The following is a 20,573-nucleotide window of genomic DNA, read 5'->3' as shown; positions in this document are numbered from 1 at the left end:
AGGTCGCTAAGATAATTATCTCTTATGTTTCCGGGCGTATTATAATTTCTGAATCGCTCTTTTTCATTTTCGGTGCTTCTCTTCACATCTTCAAATTTTTCCTTTTTTGTGTCGGAATTAAAGTCATCTTTCGATTTCCGCAGGATAGGATTAAAAGCTTTCGTTTCCAAAAAATTCAGAAGTTTTTCTTTCTTTTCTTTCTGGCTCATAACTGTTTTTTTAGTAGCGGAAATTATACCGCCTTTGTTTTGGAAAATTTTTTTTGGGGAAGATAAAATGGGATTCATGAAGTTAAAAACATTTTAAAGCAATTACAAACGCGGTAGCTTTTATTAGCTGCCAAATATTTGTTAACCTGAAGTACAAATTCAACAGAGGACGAAAATTGGCAAATTCAGGCAGGTTCTATAACAATCAGAGTGGCAGGATTGAACCGTTCTATACAAGGTCAATATTTGGCATTTTGGCCTGCCTGCCTGCTAACGGAAGAAATAGGGGCCAGAAAATTAAATTAAAATCTGAATGACTAAAGTGGTCTAATGATAATTTATTGTTTTTCAGTATTATAAGTAGAATAATTTTATTTTTGTATTTCAAACTTCCCCCATTAGCAGCATATCCTTTTGTTAAAATAAATTATTTTTACGACCTTCAACTAGCTATTGATCGGTTAAAGCAATCACTTTGTCGATATAAATTTATAGTGGTCGATTAAAATGCTAAAGTTTCCTTTGCTGCAAGCAGGAATAAAAGGGGAAAGAAGCAACAAATTATTATGAATAGAAAACTAAAAGTTGTTCATATCGAGGGCTCATCTGTAGATGCGGAGCACGTTGCTGACGCGTTAAAAGCTGGAGGTTTTGATCTTGAAATATTTTTAGTTCAAACACAAGAGGATTTTTCTGTTGTTCTGGAAAAAGCTGAGCCAGACCTTGTCCTATCAGAACATTCCGTTTTACCTTTTAACGCCAAAAAAGCACTTGAAATACTTCAGGATTCAAACCTGGTTATTCCTTTCATAATTGTGACCCATGGTGTTTCAGATAGGTGTGCTGTGGAAGTTATGAAAAGGGGTGCAGATGATTATATACTCAAAGATAATTTGCAAAGGCTTTCCGGAGCTGTGGAAAGGGCGCTTGAAAAATTTAAGTGCGACAAAGAAAGGGACAATTACATCAGGCAATTAAAAAACAATGAGCATAAGTTTAAAAGCCTGATAGAAAACGGAGCTGATGGCGTACTGGTTATTACCCCCAAAGGAGAAACAACCTATTTATCCCCTTCAGTAGAAAATATTCTTGGCTACACTACAGAAGAAGCTCTGCAACTTAAAGTGCTGGATATTGCACATAAGGATGATAGAGAGCTGGCTCAGGAAAATATGAGGGCATGCCTGGAAAATCCCGGTAAGCCGGTAAAGGCAGCGGTGGTAAGGATTAAACATAAGGATGGAAGCTGGCACTGGTTGGAAGCTACACTTACCAATATGCTGGACAATCCTGCAGTAAAAGGGATTGTTAATAATTTTCGGGATATTTCTGAACGTAAAGAATCCAATAAGGCCATAAAGGAGAGCGAAGAAAAATATCGTGCTTTCTTTGAAACCACTGCGGACGGAATATTGCTTACCGAGCCCAGCGGAAAAATCCATGCAGCAAATCCCGCAGCCTGCAGGATTTTTGGAATGACTGAAGAGGAAATTTGCAGGGCGGGGCGCTCTGGTGTTACAGATGGCACTGACCCCAGACTGGCTGTAGCTATAAAGGAGCGGGAATTAACCGGGAGTGCTCATTCCGAGATCACAATGTTAAGGAAGGGAGGAATAAAATTTCCTGCAGAACTCACTTCTGCAGTTTTTAAAGATGCATCTGGAGAGGAGAAAATGTCGGTTATAATAAGGGATATTTCAGATAAGAAAAAGACTGAAGAGGAAATAAAAGCTTCAAAAGAGAACTATGAGCTTCTGTTCCAGTACAGTCCGCTGCCAAACATGATTTATGATTTGGAAACGCTGGAAATCCTGGATGTAAACGAGACGGCAATCAGGCACTATGGCTACAGCCGCGAGGAGTTTCTAAGTATGAGTATCCTGGATTTACGTCCAAAAAATAATATTCCAGATTTTCTGTCTTATATAAAGACAACACGGGATAAAGATGATCCTGTGCGTCTCACACCTTCGCTTCATCTCAAAAAAGATGGAACACCAATTAAGGTAGAGGTATGGGGCTACCGCCTTAGATTTGGAAAAAAAACCTGCATACTAACAGTTTTACAGGATATAACAGAAAGAGAAGCGGTTTTTGAAAGACTTAGGGAGGAGGAGTCTAAATTGCGCATGGCACATAAAATAGCCAAACTTGGATATTGGGAAATAAACATTCAGGATCAATCCTTTTACTGGAGTGATGAGGTCTATAAAATATGGGGAAGAGAAAAGGAATCTTTTCAGGTTGGAAGAGATGAATTTCTCAAAACTATTCATCCCGATGATTTGGAATATTTTATTCAGGAACAGATGACGGCCATCTCGGGATCTAAGGATATGGATTTTGAGCACCGTATTATTTTACCGGATGGTACAATAAAATGGATCCATGAGAGAGGGAAGCAAATAAAGGATAACGATGGAAACAGCACTATTTTTAAAGGATCTGTGCAGGATATAACCGAGCGTAAGGAATATCTTCACAGGTTAATGAAAAGCGAGGCCCGGCACCATGGCATCCTTAAATCCCAGACAAATTATCTAATAAGGACAGACCTGGAAGGATTATATACCTATGCTAACGAAAAATTCAGGAATGACTTTAAATGGATTTATTCTGAAGATTTAGTAGGAAAAAGTGCTCTTAATTCCATTTATAAAGAACATCACGAACAGGTAACGGAGACCTTGACGGCTTGTATAGCAAATCCTAATGAAGTGTTTCAGGTAGAGATGGACAAACTTCAGAAAGACGGTGGTTTAAAAACAACACTATGGGATTTTGTATGCCTGACAGATGCTGAAGGGGAGCCTATGGAAGTGCAATGTGTGGGTATTGATATTACAGACCGTGTAAAGGCAGAGCGTTCTTTAAAAGAAAGTAACAGGCGGTATGAACTTGTTTCAAAGGCAACTTCTGATGCTATCTGGGACTGGGACCTGGTTAATGGGCATATCCTGTGGGGGGAAGGTTTTCAGACACTTTTCGGCTATGCACATTATTCAATTTCTCCAGAAATAGATTTTTGGAAAGACAGGATCCATCCCGGGGATGCCATAGGTGTGATTCAATCTATTTATGCCGCACAGGAAGGAAAAAAAAGCAATTGGCAGGCAGAATACAGATTTAAGAAAGCAGATGGTGATTATGCTTTTGTAACAGACCGCGGATTCATTATTCGGGATAAAAACCGAGAAGCGATTCGTATGGTTGGTGCAATACAGGATATTACCGAGAAGAGGAAATTGCGCGACCTTCTGGACAATGCGTCCAACCTGGCGAGGATAGGGAACTATGAAATTAACCTGAAAGAAGATACCCTTTACTGGTCTTCTATAATTAAGGAAATACATGAGTTACCCCAGGATTTCGCTCCTCAGTTTAAGAATACGGTAAGCTACTTTAAACCAGGTAAAGATAAAAGTGCAATGGTAAAAGCCCTGGGTAAGGCAGTAGAAAAAAATGCCTGCTTTGAGCTGGAACTCCAGATAATCACTGCTAAAAACAAAGAGCGCTGGATAAGGATTATTGGAAAACCGGAATTCGAAAATGGCGTCTGTATTTGTGTTAACGGAAGTTTTCAGGATATAGATAAGATGAAAAGGGCAGAAATTGAAGTTCTAAAGGCTTCTGAGGAAAAAGAAATGATCCTGGAGAGTATTGGAAATGCCTTTTTTGCGCTGGATCAAAATAGAGAGGTAACGTACTGGAATCTAGAGGCAGAAAGACTGTTAAGACGTTCTAAGGACGAAGTTGTGGGCAAAAATCTTTCAGAGGTTTTTGGTAATAAATTTTCTCCTTTTATGGAATATTTTGAAAGAGCGGTAGCAGAAAATACTACGCAGCATTTTGAGGCTTTTCTCGAAGATATCCGGAGCTGGTTTGAAGTAAATGCATATCCCGCTCCCAAAAAAGGATTGTCTGTTTACCTTAAAGATGTTACAGATCGTAAGGAGGCTAACCTCCAGTTACTGGAGCTCAATAAGAGCCTTAAAGGTTATACTGAAGAACTTGTCTCTGCCAATAAAGGTCTTGAGCAATTTTCTTATATCGTATCCCATAACTTAAGAGCTCCTTTGGCCAATATCCTCGGATTGGCCGATTTATTGAGTGATGAAGAACATGGGCAGGACGTAAAACAGAATTTTTTAAATGAACTGCTTTGTAATGTAAAACGTCTGGATCAGGTAATTAGTGATCTAAATCATATTTTACAGGTTAAGGTTGACCTTAATGCAAAGAAGGAAACGGTTAATTTACAGTCGCTGGTAAATTCTATTGAAGCAAGTATTCAGGATTTAGTCCAACTGGAACAGGTTCAAATTGAAACAGAATTCTATGTGCCGGAAGTTAAAACCATTCAAAGTTATCTTTATAGTATATTTTATAATCTCATTGCAAATAGTATAAAATACAGACAGGCCGAACTACCACCGGAAATCAAAATAAAGTCAGAGAAAAAAGGAAGCCGCGTCGTTATTACTTTTATGGATAACGGCCTTGGTATTGACCTGACAACTAAAAGGAACCAGGTTTTTGGTCTGTACAAACGCTTTCATCAGCATGTAGAAGGAAAAGGAATGGGCTTGTTTATGGTAAAGACCCAGGTGGAAATGCTGGGAGGCAAAATTACTATTGATAGTGAGGTGAATAAAGGCACTGTATTTGAACTTGAATTTGACGGACTTTAAGAAGAAGATTTATAGATAATGAAAAAAAAACCGCATCATTACATGGTTGTTGATGATGACCCTACTAATAACCTCATTTGTGAATATATTATCAAAGGAAGCGACAATACAGCTGAATTTGAGTCGTTTCTCCACCCTGAGGAAGCTCTTCTGGCTATAGAAGAAAGGCATCGTAACTATGACAGGACGGAAACTATTTTATTCCTGGACATTAATATGCCTACAATGACCGGGTGGGAGTTTCTGGATGTGTTTCAGGATTACCGGGATCAAATAAGAAATCAGTTCAAGATTTATATACTGACCTCTTCCATAGAGAATTTCTCACGGCAAAAGGAGCTATATCCTTTTGTTTCCGGTTTTATTTCAAAACCTTTAAAAAAAGAGAAGCTAGAGGAGATATTTTCTGAAAATGGAGAAGAAACAAAAGGAGAAAATCCTGCTACCAATAGACGATAATTCTGCCATACAGATAACATTAAAATAGGGTAGCTTCGGAATTCTGACTATAAAAATTCGTGCACCTTATGTACTTTTAAAAATTCTGGAATGAATGTTCTTTTACAGAAATAATCCTTAAACTGAAATTTTCACTCCATCGGCTTCTATGTTATTTTTATTGTCAAGATAGAGGTCTATTCGGCCCAAATAGAGACCATAGCAGCCGACCTGATTAACAACCACTTTTTTGCCCACTTTATTTGTTTCAATTGTGGGTTTCTCCAGGAAAGTATGCGTATGTCCGCCAATAATAAGGTCAATATTTTCTGTGGCCCGGGCGAGTTTAAGATCAGAAATTTTACTTCCGTTGTATTCGTATCCCAGGTGTGACAGGCAAATAATTAAGTCACATTGTTCATCTTCTTTTAACCTGCGTGTCATCTCCTGAGCAATTTCTATGGGATCCAGATATTTTGTCTCTTTATAAAGCTTACTGTTTACCAGTCCCTCCAATTCTATCCCAAGGCCAAAAATGCCAATTTTCACCCCATCTTTTATAAAAGTTTGCTGTGGAGAAACATGGCCGTCCAGGATAGTGTTGCTAAAATCATAATTTGAAGAAATAAAACTAAAGTCGGCGTGCGGAAGTTGAGCGTAAAGACCATCGATACCGTTATCAAAGTCATGATTTCCTATCGTAGCTGCATCATATTTCATTTTGCTCATTAGCTTAAACTCAAGTTCTCCTCCATAGAAATTGAAATAAGGTGTCCCCTGAAATATATCTCCGGCATCAAGAAGAAGTGTGTTTGGATTTTCCTGCCTTATCTTCTCTACTAAAGTTGCTCTTCGTGCCACTCCGCCCATATTGGCGTTACGAGGTGCGTCCGGTCCAAAAGGTTCAATGTGGCTGTGAACGTCGTTAGTATGGAGAATTGTAATATGTTTCCTGTCAGCAGGTTTAAACGAGAGTGCGGATAATCCGCCAATTCCAACAAGAGCTGTGGCTGCGGAAGTCTGCCAAATAAAGTTTCTTCTTTTCATTATAGCTTAATTTTACTGAACACTGCTATTAAGTGCAAATAGAGAAAATCTGAATCTAATCAATCATAATATAACGATCATCGATTTTGGCATCCAAAGTGTCTACCTTTTCGAAATAATCAATAATAGCATTCCGTAATTTATAATCCAAATTGTAGAGAGTTACAGGATTCTTAAAAAAGTTCATATTATCCCCGCCTTGTTGCAAATAATCTGAAGTGGCTACGAAATAATTCCTGTTGCTGTCTATTTCCCGGCCATCGATTTTCGCCATAGTTAATTTATAATTATTATCAACCTGTATTTTGATACCGCTAACAGGGTGGGGAGTTCCTGCATCCTCCAGGTAGCGAAGCATTTCCTGTATCCTGGAACCCTTCAGTTCTGCTACTACAATTTCGTTTTCAAACGGCATGAGGGCATAGGCAGATCTGGCTGTAATATTTCCTTTGTTTAAGGTAGAGCGAATCCCTCCATGGTTCAGCAGGACCATGTTAATATCTTCGCCGGTTCTGTTTTTAAAAACCGGGCTAGCCTGTTCCATTACAATGTCTGCCATCAAATTTCCAATGGCAGTATTTAAAATTCCATCAGTTTTAGACAAGGATGTTGGATTAAAAGCCAGGATACTGTCCAATGTCGCGTTAATGTGCTTTTTGTACGGCTGTATAAAATTTGTAATAGCCGTATCTTCTTTTATTTGCTGATCTACCGGAATCCTTTTTCCTGAAATTTCAGAATTTCTGTAAGCATTTTTATTACAGGAAACAAGGGTGATGAGACCCAGAATATATGCTGCTTTTTGGATTGATTTCATTACTTCTGATTAAGGAGGTAAAGATAGAGTTTGCTGCATTCAATCCGAAAACTTCTTGTAAAAGTAATTTCTTTTATCCTTAACTTTTTGAATCTTAGAACAATTCATAATATTTTCTTAAATTGCCACGCCCGAAGACCTATTTATGAACCTCAAAAAGCTTTTCCTGCCCCTGGCCTGTATCGTCCTGGCGATAAATATTTTTGCCATTATTTTTCAGGTGGAGTTGCTGCAAGAGACTTCCCGTCTTTTATTCTTTGTAATTCCCCTTGTGTTATTTTTTCAGGATTTAAGATTTTCGAATAATAATTTATTAACCTTTCTACTCGTATTTTTTTTCTCAGAACTAACCATTCTTTTGCCTGATTTGTGGTACTTTAATATTTTTAAACTGCTGCTACTAATAACTGCTTATCTCTTGTTAAGTAGGGAGGCGCTACGCTTTACCAAAAAAGTAAAGTCTAATAAATTTATATTATTCTTTGGGGGTTTTCTTTTTCTTATAAACGGATACTTTTTCACACTTCATTTTCTTAAGATAAGGGAGCATCCCGGTAGCATGGCAGAACTTAGCATTTATGCACTCTACTATCTTAGCCTTCTTGTTCTGGCTATAGTGGCTCTTATCTATTACATTAATTCTTATTCGAAAAAGTCCGTATTTTTTATAGCTCTCGTACTGGCTATAATTTTTGCCGATATTTTTGAAAATATGCAGCAAATTTATTTACTGGACCTGGGGCTAAGTCTTGTGCAGAATATTTTACATTTTGCTACAGCGATGCTTATCTTTTTCTTTTTCACCACAAAAGAAAGGCGGCTCAATCTCCGCCAGTTTCTATAGACACACCTTTCTGCTTCCGTTTATTGGAAGAAATATCTGTACAGCATTTCACAAAAATTGAAAAGGTGTTAAATAATGCCATACAAGTATTGCTGAGAGCTGTTGCAGACTTTGGTCTTTCTATATTTTAATTACATTTGTGCCCCTTAATCAGTAAGTAGAATATTTACCATTAAGACATGAAAATGGTCAAAAAGGAGGGGCGTCTTTAATTAGCCTCTTTCGTAAGGCTTTTCATATAAACGTTGTTTTTTATTGAAGATATTTAGGGAATAGCTGGAATAGAATTTTTTTGTTGCCTCCCTAAATGCAATGATATTTTTGCAGATTTAAAATTCAGTAAGAAAACCGGACTTTTCCTGATAGGAAGGAGTTTTTGAACATTATTAAAAAAGAATTGAATAAATTGATTAGGATGGATGCTTTGGTAGGAACAGGAGTTGCTTTAATTACTCCTTTTAATAAAGATTTCTCTGTAGATGTTTCAGCACTCGAAAAACTTGTAGAAGATCAAATCCAGAATGGGGTAGATTACCTGGTAGTACTTGGTACTACTGCAGAAAGTGCTACACTTACTTCAGAGGAGAAGGAACTGATTATTGCGACGATAATTGCCAAAAACAATGGCCGGCTTCCGTTGGTACTGGGAATTGGCGGAAATAATACTATGGCGCTTGTAGAAGAGCTTGGCGAATCTGATCTCGCGGATTTTACTGCAGTATTGTCTGTTTCGCCATTTTATAACAAGCCAACACAGGAAGGTATTTATCAGCATTTTCGTGCAATAGCAGATGCCTCTCCAAAACCGGTTATTTTGTATAATGTACCGGGAAGAACGTCCTCCAATATACTTCCGGAGACCGTAAATCGTATAGCCCGTAACATTCCTAATGTGATTGGTATTAAAGAGGCCGCGGGTGATATGGTCCAGGCCATGCATCTTATAAGCCTTGTTCCCGATGATTTTCTGGTAATTTCGGGAGACGATATGATAACTTTGCCTATGATCCTTGCCGGGGGTAAAGGAGTGATTTCTGTAATCGGGCAGGGGTTTCCTGCAGAATTTTCGGAAATGGTAAAATTAGGGCTGGAAGGAAAATCAAAAGAAGCCTACAAACTTCATTATAAAATAGCACCTTCAATAAATCTTATCTTTGCTGAAGGTAATCCTTCCGGAATTAAAGCACTACTGGCTAAAAAAGATCTCTGCAAGAATAATCTGCGGTTGCCACTCGTGAAAGCCACAGATTCCCTTCAGAAGAAAATTGAAGATTTTGTAGATACTTTTTAATCTTACTGCCGCTTAAAAAGATCCATACGGTTTTAAAAACTCCGGTTATTTATATAATAATTTGTCGATTTAAAGGTTATTCCTGTAGCTGTAGAAAGTTTTTTTTATAGTGCAGAAAAATGTACTTTTGCCAGATGTTTTTACAAATGATGAAAAAAGGAATCTTACTTCTTTGTGTATTACTTACAGTGTCCTGCGGTGAATATCAAAAGATGCTGAAGAGTGAAGATACCGGGGAAAAATATGCTTACGCTGAAAATTTATACAATGAAGGCGTTGAGGAGGATAGCAATAGAAAGCTGAGAAAAGCTTTACGCCTTTTCGAACAACTTATGCCTCAGCTAAGAGGAAAGCCACAGGGGCAAAGAATAAGCTACCTCGTTGCCGATGCGTATTATCAGGTTGGAGATTATCTTTTGGCATCTTTTGAATTTGAACGCTTCCTGCAAACTTATCCAGAGAGTGAGAAAGCCGAAGAAGCCATGTTTAAAATGGCTGCCAGTAACTATTACGAGTCGCCCAGATATTTTCTTGATCAAACCGAAACAGATAAAGCTATAGTTTTACTACAAACTTACCTGGACACCTATCCTGACGGTGAATATGCAGAGCAGGCTAACGATATGGCTACTGAATTACGGATAAAGCTTGAGAAAAAAGCTTACGAAATTGCAAAACAGTATCATAAGACGATGGATTATAAAGCTGCGGTGGTATCTTTTGATAATTTTATTACTACCTATCCTGGTTCACCTTTTAGGGAAGCTGCTTTTTACTACAAGTTTGATTCGGCCTATGAATTGGCAATTAACAGTTACCTGCAACTCATGGAGGAGCGGTTGGTGGAAGCAAAGGAATATTACACCGCTTACAGGAAGTATTATCCTGAAGGTGAATATGGTGATGCGATAGAAGCATCGCTTGATGACATAGATGCGAGATTACAAAACTTTTAATAATACAAGTAAGATGGATATAAAGAAAACAGATGCACCGGTAAACAGTGTAACTTACAACAGAAATGCAGTAGATGCCCCAACTGGTAATATTTATGAGGCTATTTCTATCATCTCCAAAAGAGCAACCCAAATTAATTCTGAAATAAAAAAAGAGTTGCTTGAGAAGCTTGATGAATTCGCTACCTATAACGACAGTCTGGACGAAATTTTTGAAAATAAGGAACAGATAGAAGTTTCGAAATTTTACGAAAAATTGCCTAAGCCGCATGCATTGGCAGTACAGGAGTGGTTAGATGAAAAAATCTATTACCGCAATACACTGGATTCAGAAGCTTAGTAAAATTAAAACATGTCTGTACTAAGAGGCAAAAATGTTCTTTTAGGCATCACTGCCGGAATTGCTGCATATAAAACAGCCTCTTTAGTAAGATTATTTATTAAAGCCGGTGCTCATGTAAAAGTTATCATGACACCGGCTTCTAAGGATTTTATAACTCCGCTTACCTTATCTACACTTTCCAAAAATGAAGTTTTGTCCTCCTTTACTAAAGAAGAGGAAAAAAATCAGGTCTGGAACAGCCATGTAGAGCTGGGTCTTTGGGCAGATTTTATGCTTATTGCCCCGGCAACGGCCAATACACTTTCCAAGATGGCCACAGGAAACAGCAATAATTTTTTACTTGCCACTTATCTTTCGGCCAAATGTCCGGTGTTTTTTGCCCCGGCCATGGATCTGGATATGTACAAGCATCCATCCACAAAAAATAGTTTCCGAACGCTGGAGAACTATGGAAATATTATGATACCCGCAGGTACAGGCGAACTTGCCAGCGGATTGACAGGCGAAGGCAGAATGGCAGAGCCGGAAGAAATTATTCATTTTATCGAAGAAGTTCTTTCTGAAGGTTTGCCGCTTAAGAACAAATCGATATTAATAACCGCGGGCCCCACATACGAAGCTATAGATCCTGTGCGTTTTATAGGAAACCACTCCAGCGGAAAAATGGGGTTTGAACTTGCAGAAGCTGCAGCAGCACTCGGGGCTAAGGTGATCCTGATTTCAGGACCCACACATCTCCATGTTAAAAATGAAGAGATAGAGTTAATAAGAGTGGTGAGCACGCAGGATATGCATGATGCTGTAAATGCCAGTTTTCAGCATGTAGATGTGGTGATCGCTGCTGCTGCGGTTTCAGATTATAAACCTAAAGTAGTGGCAGATCAAAAGATCAAGAAGTCGGAGGATCAGTTTAGTATAGAATTAACCAGGACGCAGGATATACTTGCCGGACTGGGGTCCCAAAAAACCACTCAGAAACTTATAGGTTTTGCTTTGGAAACTAATAACGAGCTGGAAAATGCCAAAGGAAAACTAAAAAGGAAGAATCTGGATTTTATCGTTCTAAACTCTATGCAGGACATAGGAGCAGGCTTTAAAAAGGATACTAACAAAATAACTATTGTCTATCCTGACAGGAAAATTGATTTTCAGGTAAAACCTAAAAATGAAGTGGCCCGGGATATTTTAAATGAAGTTGTAAAATTATTCGATGCGTAGTTTTCTCATATTTTTTCTGTGTTTCATTAGCTTCAGCTTAGTCAGCGCCCAGGAACTTAACTGCGAAATTGTAATTAATGCAGAGCAAACCGGGCAGAGCAATCTTTCAGTTTTCAGCACTTTGCAACGGTCGCTTTCAGATTTTGTAAATCAGAATACCTGGACGAACCTGGAGTTTGAAAATAACGAGCGGATTAACTGCAGTATGTTTATCACCATCAACAGTTTTGAAGGGGAATCCTTCAGTGGGACTATCCAGGTACAATCCTCCCGTCCGGTTTTCGGAACTTCCATGATTTCTCCTGTTTTTAATTTTAATGATGAACAATTCAACTTTAATTACAGGGAGTATCAACCCTTAAATTACAATGAGAATTCGTATGTGTCCAATCTTGTCTCGGTGGTTTCCTTCTATGTCTATACTATTTTAGGTATGGACGCCGATACATTTCAGCTAAATGGCGGCTCTGAGTATTATGAAGAAGCAAACAGAATTGTAACTACCTCGCAGCAGGGAAATTCTCAGGGCTGGAGAGGGGCAGACGGTTCACGTTCACGCTATAGATTAAATACAGATTTGCTTTCCAACTCCTATGCAGAATATCGTGCTGCTTTATACGAATACCACCGTCTTGGCCTGGATGTAATGCACACAGACCTTTTGGCGGGAAAAATGGCAATTGCCGGAGCTCTGGAAAAGCTGGAAGTAATGAATAGCCGCAGGTCAAATTCCCTGCTGTTGCGTACTTTTTTCGATTCAAAAGCAGATGAAATTGAACGTGTTTTTGGTGGTGGACCAGAAATTCCGCTAACTCCATTAGTTCAGACTTTAAATAATATTGCACCGCGATATTCCAGAAACTGGAATAGTCTTCAATAAGTGCATTTAGTTTGATTCGCAATTATTTCTTAGGTATCTTTAGGCTCAAAATTCTCGACATTGCTAACAGCACTTTCAATAAAAAATTACGCTTTAATAGAAGATATTAATATTAATCTTCAGCCGGGATTTACTACCATTACTGGGGAAACCGGTGCAGGAAAATCTATAATGCTTGGTGCGCTGGGCCTTCTTTTGGGCAACAGGGCAGACTATGGCGCAATTCGTAATGCAGATAAAAAATGCGTTATAGAAGGCAGCTTTAATATTTCAAATTATAAGCTGAAGGATTTTTTCTCTGCGGAAGATCTGGATTACGAGTCAACGACCATTATCCGAAGAGAAATTCTTGCCTCGGGTAAATCACGTGCTTTTGTAAATGATACTCCGGTTAACCTGAGCTCTTTAAATGCATTGGGCGCTTATTTAATCGATATTCATAGTCAGCATGAAACGCTGAGTCTTGGAAATATAGATTATCAGTTCCAGGTAATTGATACCATTGCTAAAAATGAAGGCGTAACTATCGAATATAAACAGCATCTAAAAGAATATCGAAAACTGCAAAAAAGGGCGGTCGATTTAAAAGAAGAGCAGGCGCAGGCCGCAAAAGAATACGATTACAATTTATTTTTACTGAATGAACTCCAGGAAGCCAAGCTTAAACCCGGAATGCAGGAAGAGCTGGAAGAACGTTATGAAGAGCTGAATAATGTAGAAGAATTAACCGAGCAGTTAAGTGCAGCCCTCATTAATGTTACCCAGGAGGAAATAGGAAGTCTTGAAACCTTAAAAGAAGTTAGGACAAACCTTGCCAAAATTTCAACATTTTCGGCAAACTATGGCAGCATGCATGAGCGGGTGCAGAGCGTTATTATTGAGCTCGATGATATTGCTGAAGAAATAGCCGGAGCGCTGGAAAAAGTAGAGGCAAACCCTGAAGAACTGGAAGCTACCAATACAAAACTTCAGCTTATTTACAACCTTCAGAAGAAACATGCTGCGGGCAGTATAGAAGAATTACAGGAAATCCAGGAAGAACTTCAGAAGAAAGTTTTGGCGAGTGAAAACGCAGAAAGCGATCTTTCTGATTTAAACAAAGCCATTGCCGATAAGGAAACCGAATTAAAAAAGGTTGCAGATAAACTCCACGCGAACCGGAAAAAAATAATTCCGCCGTTTATCCTCAAAGCTGAAGAAACCCTTGCGGCACTCGGCATGCCAAATGCAAGGCTGAAAATCAATCTTGAGAAGCAGAAAATTTTCTTACCAAATGGACAGGATCAGTTATACTGGTATTTGGCAGCGAATAAAGGAGGAGAGTTTAAGGAAATGAAAAAAGCAGCTTCGGGCGGGGAACTTTCCAGGATCATGCTGGCCGTAAAAAGCATACTCGCTGCGCAAAGCAATTTACCTACTATTATTTTTGATGAGATCGACACCGGGGTTTCGGGCGATATTGCTCAAAAAATGGGGGAGATCCTTCAGCGGATGGGTAATAATATGCAGGTAATTGCCATTACACATCTTCCGCAAATCGCGGGTAAAGGGAATAGTCACTTCAAAATATTTAAAGAAGATACTGCAGATGTTACCACCACAAAAATAAAACAACTTCAAATTCCAGACAGGGTAGAAGAGCTGGCCATGATGCTGGGTGGTAACAATATTAGCGAATCTGCACGGGCACACGCCAAAGAGTTGTTGAGTGAGTAGTTAGTGGTGAAGAGTGAAAATAGTGTTTAGTGAAAAGTGGAGAGAGGAAAGTTTCTGGTAAGTTTTGGTTGTAATGAATCAGGAAACAGGAGACAAGAACCAGGAAATTTCACTCCAAAAATCCACAGCCTTAACGTCGAACTATCAACAACAAACTCTTTTAGCTTCTGCGTTAATCTGCATAGTCTGCGGGAGAAAATTCAGATTTTAAAAATTTTCAGTTAAAATATGTTTTTGTCCTAATTATCAACAAACGGAAAAGAGGGAATAGAATTCAAACATCTTTGTTATCTTTACCCGCTATCAACCAAAAAAGAATAAAAAATGTCATATAACCTGCTAAAAGGAAAAAAAGGGATCATATTTGGTGCGCTAGATGAGAATTCTATCGCATGGAAAACTGCTGAACGTGTACATGAAGAAGGTGGACAGTTTGTACTGACCAATGCGCCTATAGCAATGAGGATGGGAGATATCAAGAACCTTGGAGAGAAAACCGGTGCCGAAATTATTCCTGCCGATGCCACTAAAGTTGAAGATCTTGAAAACCTCGTGGATAAAGCACAGGAGATCCTGGGCGGGAAACTGGATTTTGTACTTCACTCCATCGGGATGTCTGTAAACGTTCGTAAAGGCAACCATTATACAGATATGAATTACGATTACACCACCAAAGGATGGGACGTTTCTGCGGTTTCTTTTCATAAAACCATGCAGGCGCTCTACAAAAAAGATGCGATGATTGAGTGGGGAAGTATCGTTGCCCTTTCTTATATCGCTGCTCAAAAAGTTTTTCCAGATTATAATGACATGGCAGATAACAAAGCATATTTGGAATCTATTGCGCGTAGTTTCGGATATTTCTTCGGAAAAGAGAAGAAAGTCCGGGTCAATACAATTTCCCAGTCTCCAACGCCAACCACGGCAGGTCAGGGCGTGAAAGGTTTTGGCGGATTTATTGCTTATGCAGATAAAATGTCGCCGCTGGGTAACGCAACCGCCCAGGATTGTGCAGATTATACGGTTTCCCTGTTTTCAGATTTAACGAAAAAGGTGACGCTTCAGAACTTGTACAACGACGGCGGATTCTCAAACATGGGTGTGAGCCAGCAGGTGATGGAAGCTTTTGAAAAAGACCAGGAAGAGTAATTGCTTTCGCATAAAATAGGGAAAGGCTGTTAAAGAAGTAATTCATCGGTTAAAATGATGATTTGTACTTTTTCAACAGCCTTTTTTATTATCAGTTTATGAGATGAATTTGAATTATTCTTTTATAATTCCCGTTTTTAACCGTCCGGTAGAAACCAGGGAATTGCTGCAAAGTATGCTTCAGCTTGATTTTGAAGCTCCTTTTGAAGTGGTAATTATAGAAGATGGCTCAACAATTTCTTCTGAAGGGGTAGTTTCAGAATTTAAAGATCAGCTTCAGATAAGCTATTATTTTAAACCGAATTCCGGTCCCGGGAGTTCCCGAAATTACGGAATGGAGCGGGCAAAAGGCAATTATTTCCTGATCCTGGATTCCGACGTTATTCTTCCTTCAGATTATTTAAATCAGGTCGATCTTTTTCTGAAATATAACTACTGCGACTGCTTTGGAGGGCCAGATGCGGCACACGAATCCTTCAGCGATCTTCAAAAAGCCATAGATTACAGCATGACTTCGGTTTTAACTACCGGCGGAATCCGCGGAAAGAAATCTTCGGTAAATAAATTTCAGCCACGGAGCTTTAATATGGGGATTTCCAAGGAAGCTTTTCAAAAAACCGGCGGCTTCGGAAGAATCCATCCCGGCGAAGATCCGGATTTATCGTTAAGGTTGATAATTGCCAATTTTAGCACCTGCCTTATTCCCGAAGCTAAAGTTTTTCATAAACGGCGAATTGACTGGAGTAAATTTTATCTCCAGGTAAAGAAATTCGGACTGGTAAGGCCTATTTTGAACAAATGGCACCCGGGATCGGCTAAAATTACGTATTGGTTTCCTTCGGTTTTTATAGTAGGTTTAGGTGCATCCATTATTTTGGCAATTTTCGGCATACCTATTTTTGTTGCGATATATATCTTATATTTCGGTGTCATTGGCATAGATGCTGCGGTGAGAAATAGAAGTCTGAAAATTGGCATTTTGGCGGTGCCGGCAGTTTTTATACAATTTTCAGGTTATGGCTATGGATTTCTAAGATCATTTTACCAAATTCAGGTTTTAAACAAAAACGAGGAGAAAGTGTTTCCTCAATTATTTTTTAAAGATGCGCACATTCAAAATAGGTAGGCCGAGTTTTAAAAGATCGAGTGTCAAGATATTCTCTGTCTTTTTATTTTTTTCGGCATTGACCTGGCTTTTGGTGCAACTTTCCAAAGAGTATACTCAGATAATTCAGATTCCTGTACACTATTCCAATGCTCCGCTGGACAAAAGCATTTCTGAGGGAAAACCGGAGAGTGTGCCCATGCGCATTCAGGATCAGGGCTTTTTTATTATTTACTATCAGCTTTTTAAGCCGGAACTGAATATAGATCTTGCAGATGCTGAAGTTCAGGAGGGAAATCTTGTGTATAAAATCGATAGTAACCTTAATGAAATTTCAGAAGAACTGCAGATAGATTTCGAAAATTCTACATTTCTTGAAGATGAGATCGTAATTCCCTTTCAGCCGAAAAAGGAAACACGGGTCGCCGTTGTCCCAAATATAAATGTAAACTACGCTGTGGGCTATTCCGCAGGAGAAAATGTGAGGCTGGAGCCCGATTCAATTACTGTGAGTGGGCCTGAGAATATTATCGATACGATTAGCAGGGTACAGACGGTGAACATTCAAAGGAACGACGTAAACCGCGATATCTCTGGAACAGTTCCAATTGATACTACAAACCTGGGAATGCTTAATTTTTATAAAACTGAAGTGAAATATGCACTTGAAGTAGAGAAATTTACTGAAGGCAGTGTGCAGATCCCGGTTGAGGTAATTAACGTGCCCGATAACCTGAATCTCTCTTATTTTCCAAAACGGATTTTGCTGTATTACCAGGTGAACCTGGAAGATTATGATAAAGTAAAGGCTTCAGATTTTAGGGTGGTGTGCGACTATAGCAAGGTGAACGAGGGCGAAGACTATTTTATAGCTGAAGTTGTGGAAAAACCGGATTTTGTGACTCAGGTTAGGCTGAGTGAGCGAAAGATCCAGTTTGTGATCAAGAAATAAATAGAAGTACGAAATAAAGAAGTCAATAATGGTCATTTTAGAGACTTCATCTTTAACTGAAACAGGAAACAGGAGACAAGAACGAGGATGACTAAGTAGCAATGAAAAGGCGGATGTCACCTCGAGCGGAGTCGAGAGGTCGATTGGTTACAGAAAATTTTCTCCTTTATACCAGAGCATTCAGAAGGGCAAGGGGCGAATTTCAAAGTACGAAGTGAATAAAACTTTATTCGTGGATTCGTGGCAGATAAGGCGGTCGATAATTCTCATTTTAAGAACTTCATTTAAACTGGATCAGGAAACAAGAGCTACGCTTTAGAAGCACGAGGTGCGAAGTACGAAGTAGATAAAAGTGGAAGCTAACCCAATCGGATAAGGTCAGTAAGACTTTTGGAAGAAAACAGACAGAGTCCGGCTGAGCTTGTCGAAGCCTTGCTGTACCATTAGAAGATTTACAGATACGAAATATACAAAACTTTATTCATGTTTTCGTGACAAAAAATAAAGCCGATAATTTTCATTTTAGAGCATCATCTTTAAACTGAATCAGGAGACAGGAGACAAAGACGAGGTACGGAAGTGGGTACGAAGTTATTAGTGGATTCGTGACAATTAAAGAGGTCGAAAATTACCATTTTTGGGAAGCTGCCAGTCTGAACTTTAGAAAATAAAAAATCAGAAATAACAATAAGATGAAAATTGTAGGTCTTACCGGCGGTATTGGAAGCGGAAAAACTACCGTGGCTAATTTTTTTGAGGAACTGGGAATTCCGGTTTACATTGCAGACGACGCTGCAAAACATCTAATGAATACTTCTGAAAATATTAAAAGAGAAATCACCTCTCTTTTTGGTTTAGATTCCTACCGTGACAATCTTCCCGACAGAAAGTTTATTGCTTCCAGGGTTTTTAATGACCAGAAAAAACTGAATCTCCTAAATATTATCATTCATCCTGCCGTGGCTGCTGATTTCGAAAACTGGAAATTACAGCAGGACGCGCCTTACGTTATTTATGAAGCTGCCATACTTTTCGAAAAAGAAGGTTACAAAAAATGTGACTACACAATTTTGGTTACTGCCCCACGTGAAGAAAAAATAAGACGAATTAAAGCGCGCGATAATTCTTCTGTTGAAGATATTCAGGAACGAATGAACAATCAATGGGATGATGAACGTAAGGCAAAACTGGCCGATTTCCAGATCCAAAATCTTCAGCTGGAGCAAACCCGCAGGGATGTAGAAAATCTACACGCTATTCTCTTAAAAGCGCGTAAAAATTAGCCTAAGTTCTGTTAACATTTGGTTAAACCCTCAGACCTCTAAATGTTAAAATCTTACTTTTGAGGCATGAATAAGAAGATTTTTTTCCTTCTCGTTGTCCTAATGAGCCTCTCTCTTATCGGCATTATTTTCGTCCAGGGATATTGGATTAAGACAACAATAGACGATAAGGAAGAGCAGTTTTCTTATGATGCCAAACAGGTACTTTTAAATGTTTCTGAAGAAATTCAGAATAGAGAACTCGAAAGTTACTGGTTCAGGTTTGATTCGATAGATAAAGACAACAGTTCGCTGCAGGGCGTTACCCTTACCGAATATTTTAGCCTGGACAGGGACAAACTGCGGAATGAAGATTTCTTCCAGTCAGAGTCTTTTTTAGAGGAGGATTATAAGATATCGTCCGGGTTTTTAGATGCAAATCAGGATAGTATTCAATTTACAAAGCTCATCAATAAGAGAGTCACCAATATAATAAATAAAAAACTTGATGGTCAGGATGTAAGTGCGCAGGAGCAGATAGAGCGAATGGTACGGATGAAGGATGTGGAAAAAGAATCACTGCGCCGGCTAATTTCGGGAGTTACAGAAAAACTACCCGTGCACAGCAGGGTGAGCGAGGAGACTATCGAGAACCTTCTAAGAGCAGAGCTTGAGCGACGGGATGTAAAAAGTGAATTTGAATTTGCTGTTTTTAATAATTCCATTGCAACGAATTTGCATTCAGATAATTTTTCCCTGGATCACCCGGCAACTTATGGAGTTCCGTTATTTGGGGATGCTGATGGAAACAGTAATTACCGGCTCATAGTGAATTTTATGGGCAAGAAGAAAGTAGTGCTGTCCTCGGTTATTCTTATGGCTGCATTGTCTATTGTACTTACTTTAATAATAGTGATCGCTTATTCCAGTGCGCTCTCGCAACTTATAAAGCAACGGCAGATTTCGCAGATCAAGACCGATTTTATTAATAATATGACACATGAGTTTAAAACACCTATAGCAACAATTAACCTCGCCTTAGATGCGATAAAAAATCCGAAGATTATAAACGATAAGGAGAAGGTAAACCGCTATCTGGGTATGATAAGAGACGAAAATAAAAGGATGCATGCACAGGTAGAAAACGTGCTGCGTATATCAAAACTGGAAAAAAACGAGCTCGACCTTAAGAAAGAAAGACACCGGCTGCACGAGATTATTAAAGACGCCATCACCCATGTGGAATTAATTGTGGAAGACCGCGGTGGATATGTCCAGACACATTTTGCCGCTCTAAAATCATCAATCCTGGCTAATGAAGACCATTTTACTAATGTGATCGTCAATATACTCGACAATGCAATTAAGTACAGTCCAAATCAGCCTAATATTGACATTTACACAGAGAATGTAAAAACTATGATCATCCTGAAAATAAGGGACCAGGGAGCCGGGATGACAAGAGCGGTCCAGAAGAAAATATTCGATAAGTTTTATCGCGAACACACAGGGAATATCCACAATGTAAAAGGCCATGGATTGGGACTGGCATATGCAAAACAGATTATTGAAGACCATCACGGGGAAATCTATGTGGAAAGCGAAAAAGGAAAAGGAACAACATTTATAATTAAATTACCACTAATATCTTAATA

Annotated in this window: 17 protein-coding genes; 14 read left to right on the top strand and 3 right to left on the bottom strand. The window is 38.9% G+C overall.

Translation table 11 applies throughout. The annotated features are described in order from the left end of the window. Window positions 1-209, bottom strand: a 209-nt coding sequence (locus RM545_RS05165; RefSeq protein WP_311494255.1) for a hypothetical protein, incomplete at its 3' end; no start/stop codon positions are given. A gap of 566 nt (window positions 210-775) precedes the next feature. Between RM545_RS05165 and RM545_RS05160 the strand changes: the two genes are divergently transcribed. Then, window positions 776-4,900: a PAS domain S-box protein gene (locus RM545_RS05160; RefSeq protein ID WP_311494254.1), complete on the top strand. Its 4,125-nt coding sequence runs from the start codon at window positions 776-778 to the stop codon at window positions 4,898-4,900. 18 nt (window positions 4,901-4,918) lie between these two features. Next, on the top strand, window positions 4,919-5,359 hold the full coding sequence (locus RM545_RS05155; RefSeq protein WP_311494253.1) for a response regulator: 441 nt from the start codon (window positions 4,919-4,921) through the stop codon (window positions 5,357-5,359). Window positions 5,360-5,476: 117 nt separating this feature from the next. Here RM545_RS05155 and RM545_RS05150 read toward each other — a convergent pair whose 3' ends face one another. Next, on the bottom strand, window positions 5,477-6,385 hold the full coding sequence (locus RM545_RS05150; protein ID WP_311494252.1) for a bifunctional metallophosphatase/5'-nucleotidase: 909 nt from the start codon (window positions 6,383-6,385) through the stop codon (window positions 5,477-5,479). Window positions 6,386-6,440: 55 nt separating this feature from the next. Then, entirely contained in the window at window positions 6,441-7,202 is a 762-nt protein-coding gene (locus tag RM545_RS05145; RefSeq protein ID WP_311494251.1) for a 5'-nucleotidase C-terminal domain-containing protein, read from the bottom strand. 145 nt (window positions 7,203-7,347) lie between these two features. Here RM545_RS05145 and RM545_RS05140 point away from each other — a divergent pair, with 145 nt between their 5' ends. From RM545_RS05140 to RM545_RS05085, 12 genes are all read left to right on the top strand, one after another. Further along, a complete protein-coding gene (locus tag RM545_RS05140; RefSeq protein ID WP_311494250.1) occupies window positions 7,348-8,046 on the top strand; it encodes a hypothetical protein in 699 nt (232 codons plus the stop codon). A gap of 415 nt (window positions 8,047-8,461) precedes the next feature. Further along, window positions 8,462-9,337, top strand: coding sequence for a 4-hydroxy-tetrahydrodipicolinate synthase (gene dapA, locus RM545_RS05135; RefSeq protein ID WP_311494249.1), 876 nt, complete (start codon window positions 8,462-8,464; stop codon window positions 9,335-9,337). 134 nt (window positions 9,338-9,471) lie between these two features. Continuing rightward, window positions 9,472-10,293: an outer membrane protein assembly factor BamD gene (locus RM545_RS05130; RefSeq protein ID WP_311494248.1), complete on the top strand. Its 822-nt coding sequence runs from the start codon at window positions 9,472-9,474 to the stop codon at window positions 10,291-10,293. A 13-nt stretch (window positions 10,294-10,306) separates the two neighbouring features. Then, window positions 10,307-10,633 carry a DNA-directed RNA polymerase subunit omega gene (locus RM545_RS05125; RefSeq protein WP_311494247.1) on the top strand — a complete coding sequence of 109 codons (327 nt, stop codon included), beginning with the start codon at window positions 10,307-10,309 and terminating at the stop codon, window positions 10,631-10,633. Window positions 10,634-10,645: 12 nt separating this feature from the next. After that, window positions 10,646-11,854, top strand: coding sequence for a bifunctional phosphopantothenoylcysteine decarboxylase/phosphopantothenate--cysteine ligase CoaBC (gene coaBC / locus RM545_RS05120; RefSeq protein WP_311494246.1), 1,209 nt, complete (start codon window positions 10,646-10,648; stop codon window positions 11,852-11,854). Beyond that, window positions 11,847-12,734 (top strand): type IX secretion system protein PorD, encoded by an 888-nt coding sequence (porD, locus tag RM545_RS05115; RefSeq protein ID WP_311494245.1) that lies wholly within the window; start codon window positions 11,847-11,849, stop codon window positions 12,732-12,734. The genes coaBC and porD overlap by 8 nt, the downstream gene beginning before the upstream one ends. Before the next feature lie 60 nt (window positions 12,735-12,794). Further along, window positions 12,795-14,450: a DNA repair protein RecN gene (gene recN, locus RM545_RS05110; protein ID WP_311494244.1), complete on the top strand. Its 1,656-nt coding sequence runs from the start codon at window positions 12,795-12,797 to the stop codon at window positions 14,448-14,450. Between the two features lie 324 nt (window positions 14,451-14,774). After that, on the top strand, window positions 14,775-15,599 hold the full coding sequence (locus RM545_RS05105) for an enoyl-ACP reductase FabI (protein ID WP_311494243.1): 825 nt from the start codon (window positions 14,775-14,777) through the stop codon (window positions 15,597-15,599). Window positions 15,600-15,702: 103 nt separating this feature from the next. Beyond that, window positions 15,703-16,725: a glycosyltransferase family 2 protein gene (locus RM545_RS05100; protein ID WP_311494242.1), complete on the top strand. Its 1,023-nt coding sequence runs from the start codon at window positions 15,703-15,705 to the stop codon at window positions 16,723-16,725. A 58-nt stretch (window positions 16,726-16,783) separates the two neighbouring features. Continuing rightward, complete coding sequence (locus RM545_RS05095; RefSeq protein ID WP_311494241.1) at window positions 16,784-17,656, top strand: YbbR-like domain-containing protein; 873 nt, start codon at window positions 16,784-16,786, stop codon at window positions 17,654-17,656. Between the two features lie 692 nt (window positions 17,657-18,348). Beyond that, window positions 18,349-18,939, top strand: coding sequence for a dephospho-CoA kinase (gene coaE / locus RM545_RS05090; protein ID WP_311494240.1), 591 nt, complete (start codon window positions 18,349-18,351; stop codon window positions 18,937-18,939). A 66-nt stretch (window positions 18,940-19,005) separates the two neighbouring features. Then, complete coding sequence (locus tag RM545_RS05085) at window positions 19,006-20,571, top strand: sensor histidine kinase (RefSeq protein WP_311494239.1); 1,566 nt, start codon at window positions 19,006-19,008, stop codon at window positions 20,569-20,571. Window positions 20,572-20,573 lie beyond the last annotated feature (2 nt).

This window comes from Autumnicola lenta (assembly GCF_031846515.1).
In the GTDB taxonomy this organism is placed as follows: Bacteria; Bacteroidota; Bacteroidia; order Flavobacteriales; family Flavobacteriaceae; genus Autumnicola; species Autumnicola lenta.
The sequence above is the reverse complement of the archived record's forward strand: the minus strand, read 5'-3'. Positions and strand labels throughout refer to the sequence as shown.

Excerpts from the sequence above, each read along its gene's own strand:
- RM545_RS05160 (WP_311494254.1), top strand. The coding sequence starts at position 776 with ATGAATAGAAAACTAAAAGTTGTTCATATCGAGGGCTCATCTGTAGAT.
- RM545_RS05155 (WP_311494253.1), top strand. The coding sequence starts at position 4,919 with ATGAAAAAAAAACCGCATCATTACATGGTTGTTGATGATGACCCTACT.
- RM545_RS05150 (WP_311494252.1), bottom strand. The coding sequence starts at position 6,385 with ATGAAAAGAAGAAACTTTATTTGGCAGACTTCCGCAGCCACAGCTCTT.
- RM545_RS05145 (WP_311494251.1), bottom strand. The coding sequence starts at position 7,202 with ATGAAATCAATCCAAAAAGCAGCATATATTCTGGGTCTCATCACCCTT.
- RM545_RS05140 (WP_311494250.1), top strand. The coding sequence starts at position 7,348 with ATGAACCTCAAAAAGCTTTTCCTGCCCCTGGCCTGTATCGTCCTGGCG.
- dapA (WP_311494249.1), top strand. The coding sequence starts at position 8,462 with ATGGATGCTTTGGTAGGAACAGGAGTTGCTTTAATTACTCCTTTTAAT.
- RM545_RS05130 (WP_311494248.1), top strand. The coding sequence starts at position 9,472 with ATGTTTTTACAAATGATGAAAAAAGGAATCTTACTTCTTTGTGTATTA.
- RM545_RS05125 (WP_311494247.1), top strand. The coding sequence starts at position 10,307 with ATGGATATAAAGAAAACAGATGCACCGGTAAACAGTGTAACTTACAAC.
- coaBC (WP_311494246.1), top strand. The coding sequence starts at position 10,646 with ATGTCTGTACTAAGAGGCAAAAATGTTCTTTTAGGCATCACTGCCGGA.
- porD (WP_311494245.1), top strand. The coding sequence starts at position 11,847 with ATGCGTAGTTTTCTCATATTTTTTCTGTGTTTCATTAGCTTCAGCTTA.
- RM545_RS05105 (WP_311494243.1), top strand. The coding sequence starts at position 14,775 with ATGTCATATAACCTGCTAAAAGGAAAAAAAGGGATCATATTTGGTGCG.
- RM545_RS05100 (WP_311494242.1), top strand. The coding sequence starts at position 15,703 with ATGAATTTGAATTATTCTTTTATAATTCCCGTTTTTAACCGTCCGGTA.
- coaE (WP_311494240.1), top strand. The coding sequence starts at position 18,349 with ATGAAAATTGTAGGTCTTACCGGCGGTATTGGAAGCGGAAAAACTACC.
- RM545_RS05085 (WP_311494239.1), top strand. The coding sequence starts at position 19,006 with ATGAATAAGAAGATTTTTTTCCTTCTCGTTGTCCTAATGAGCCTCTCT.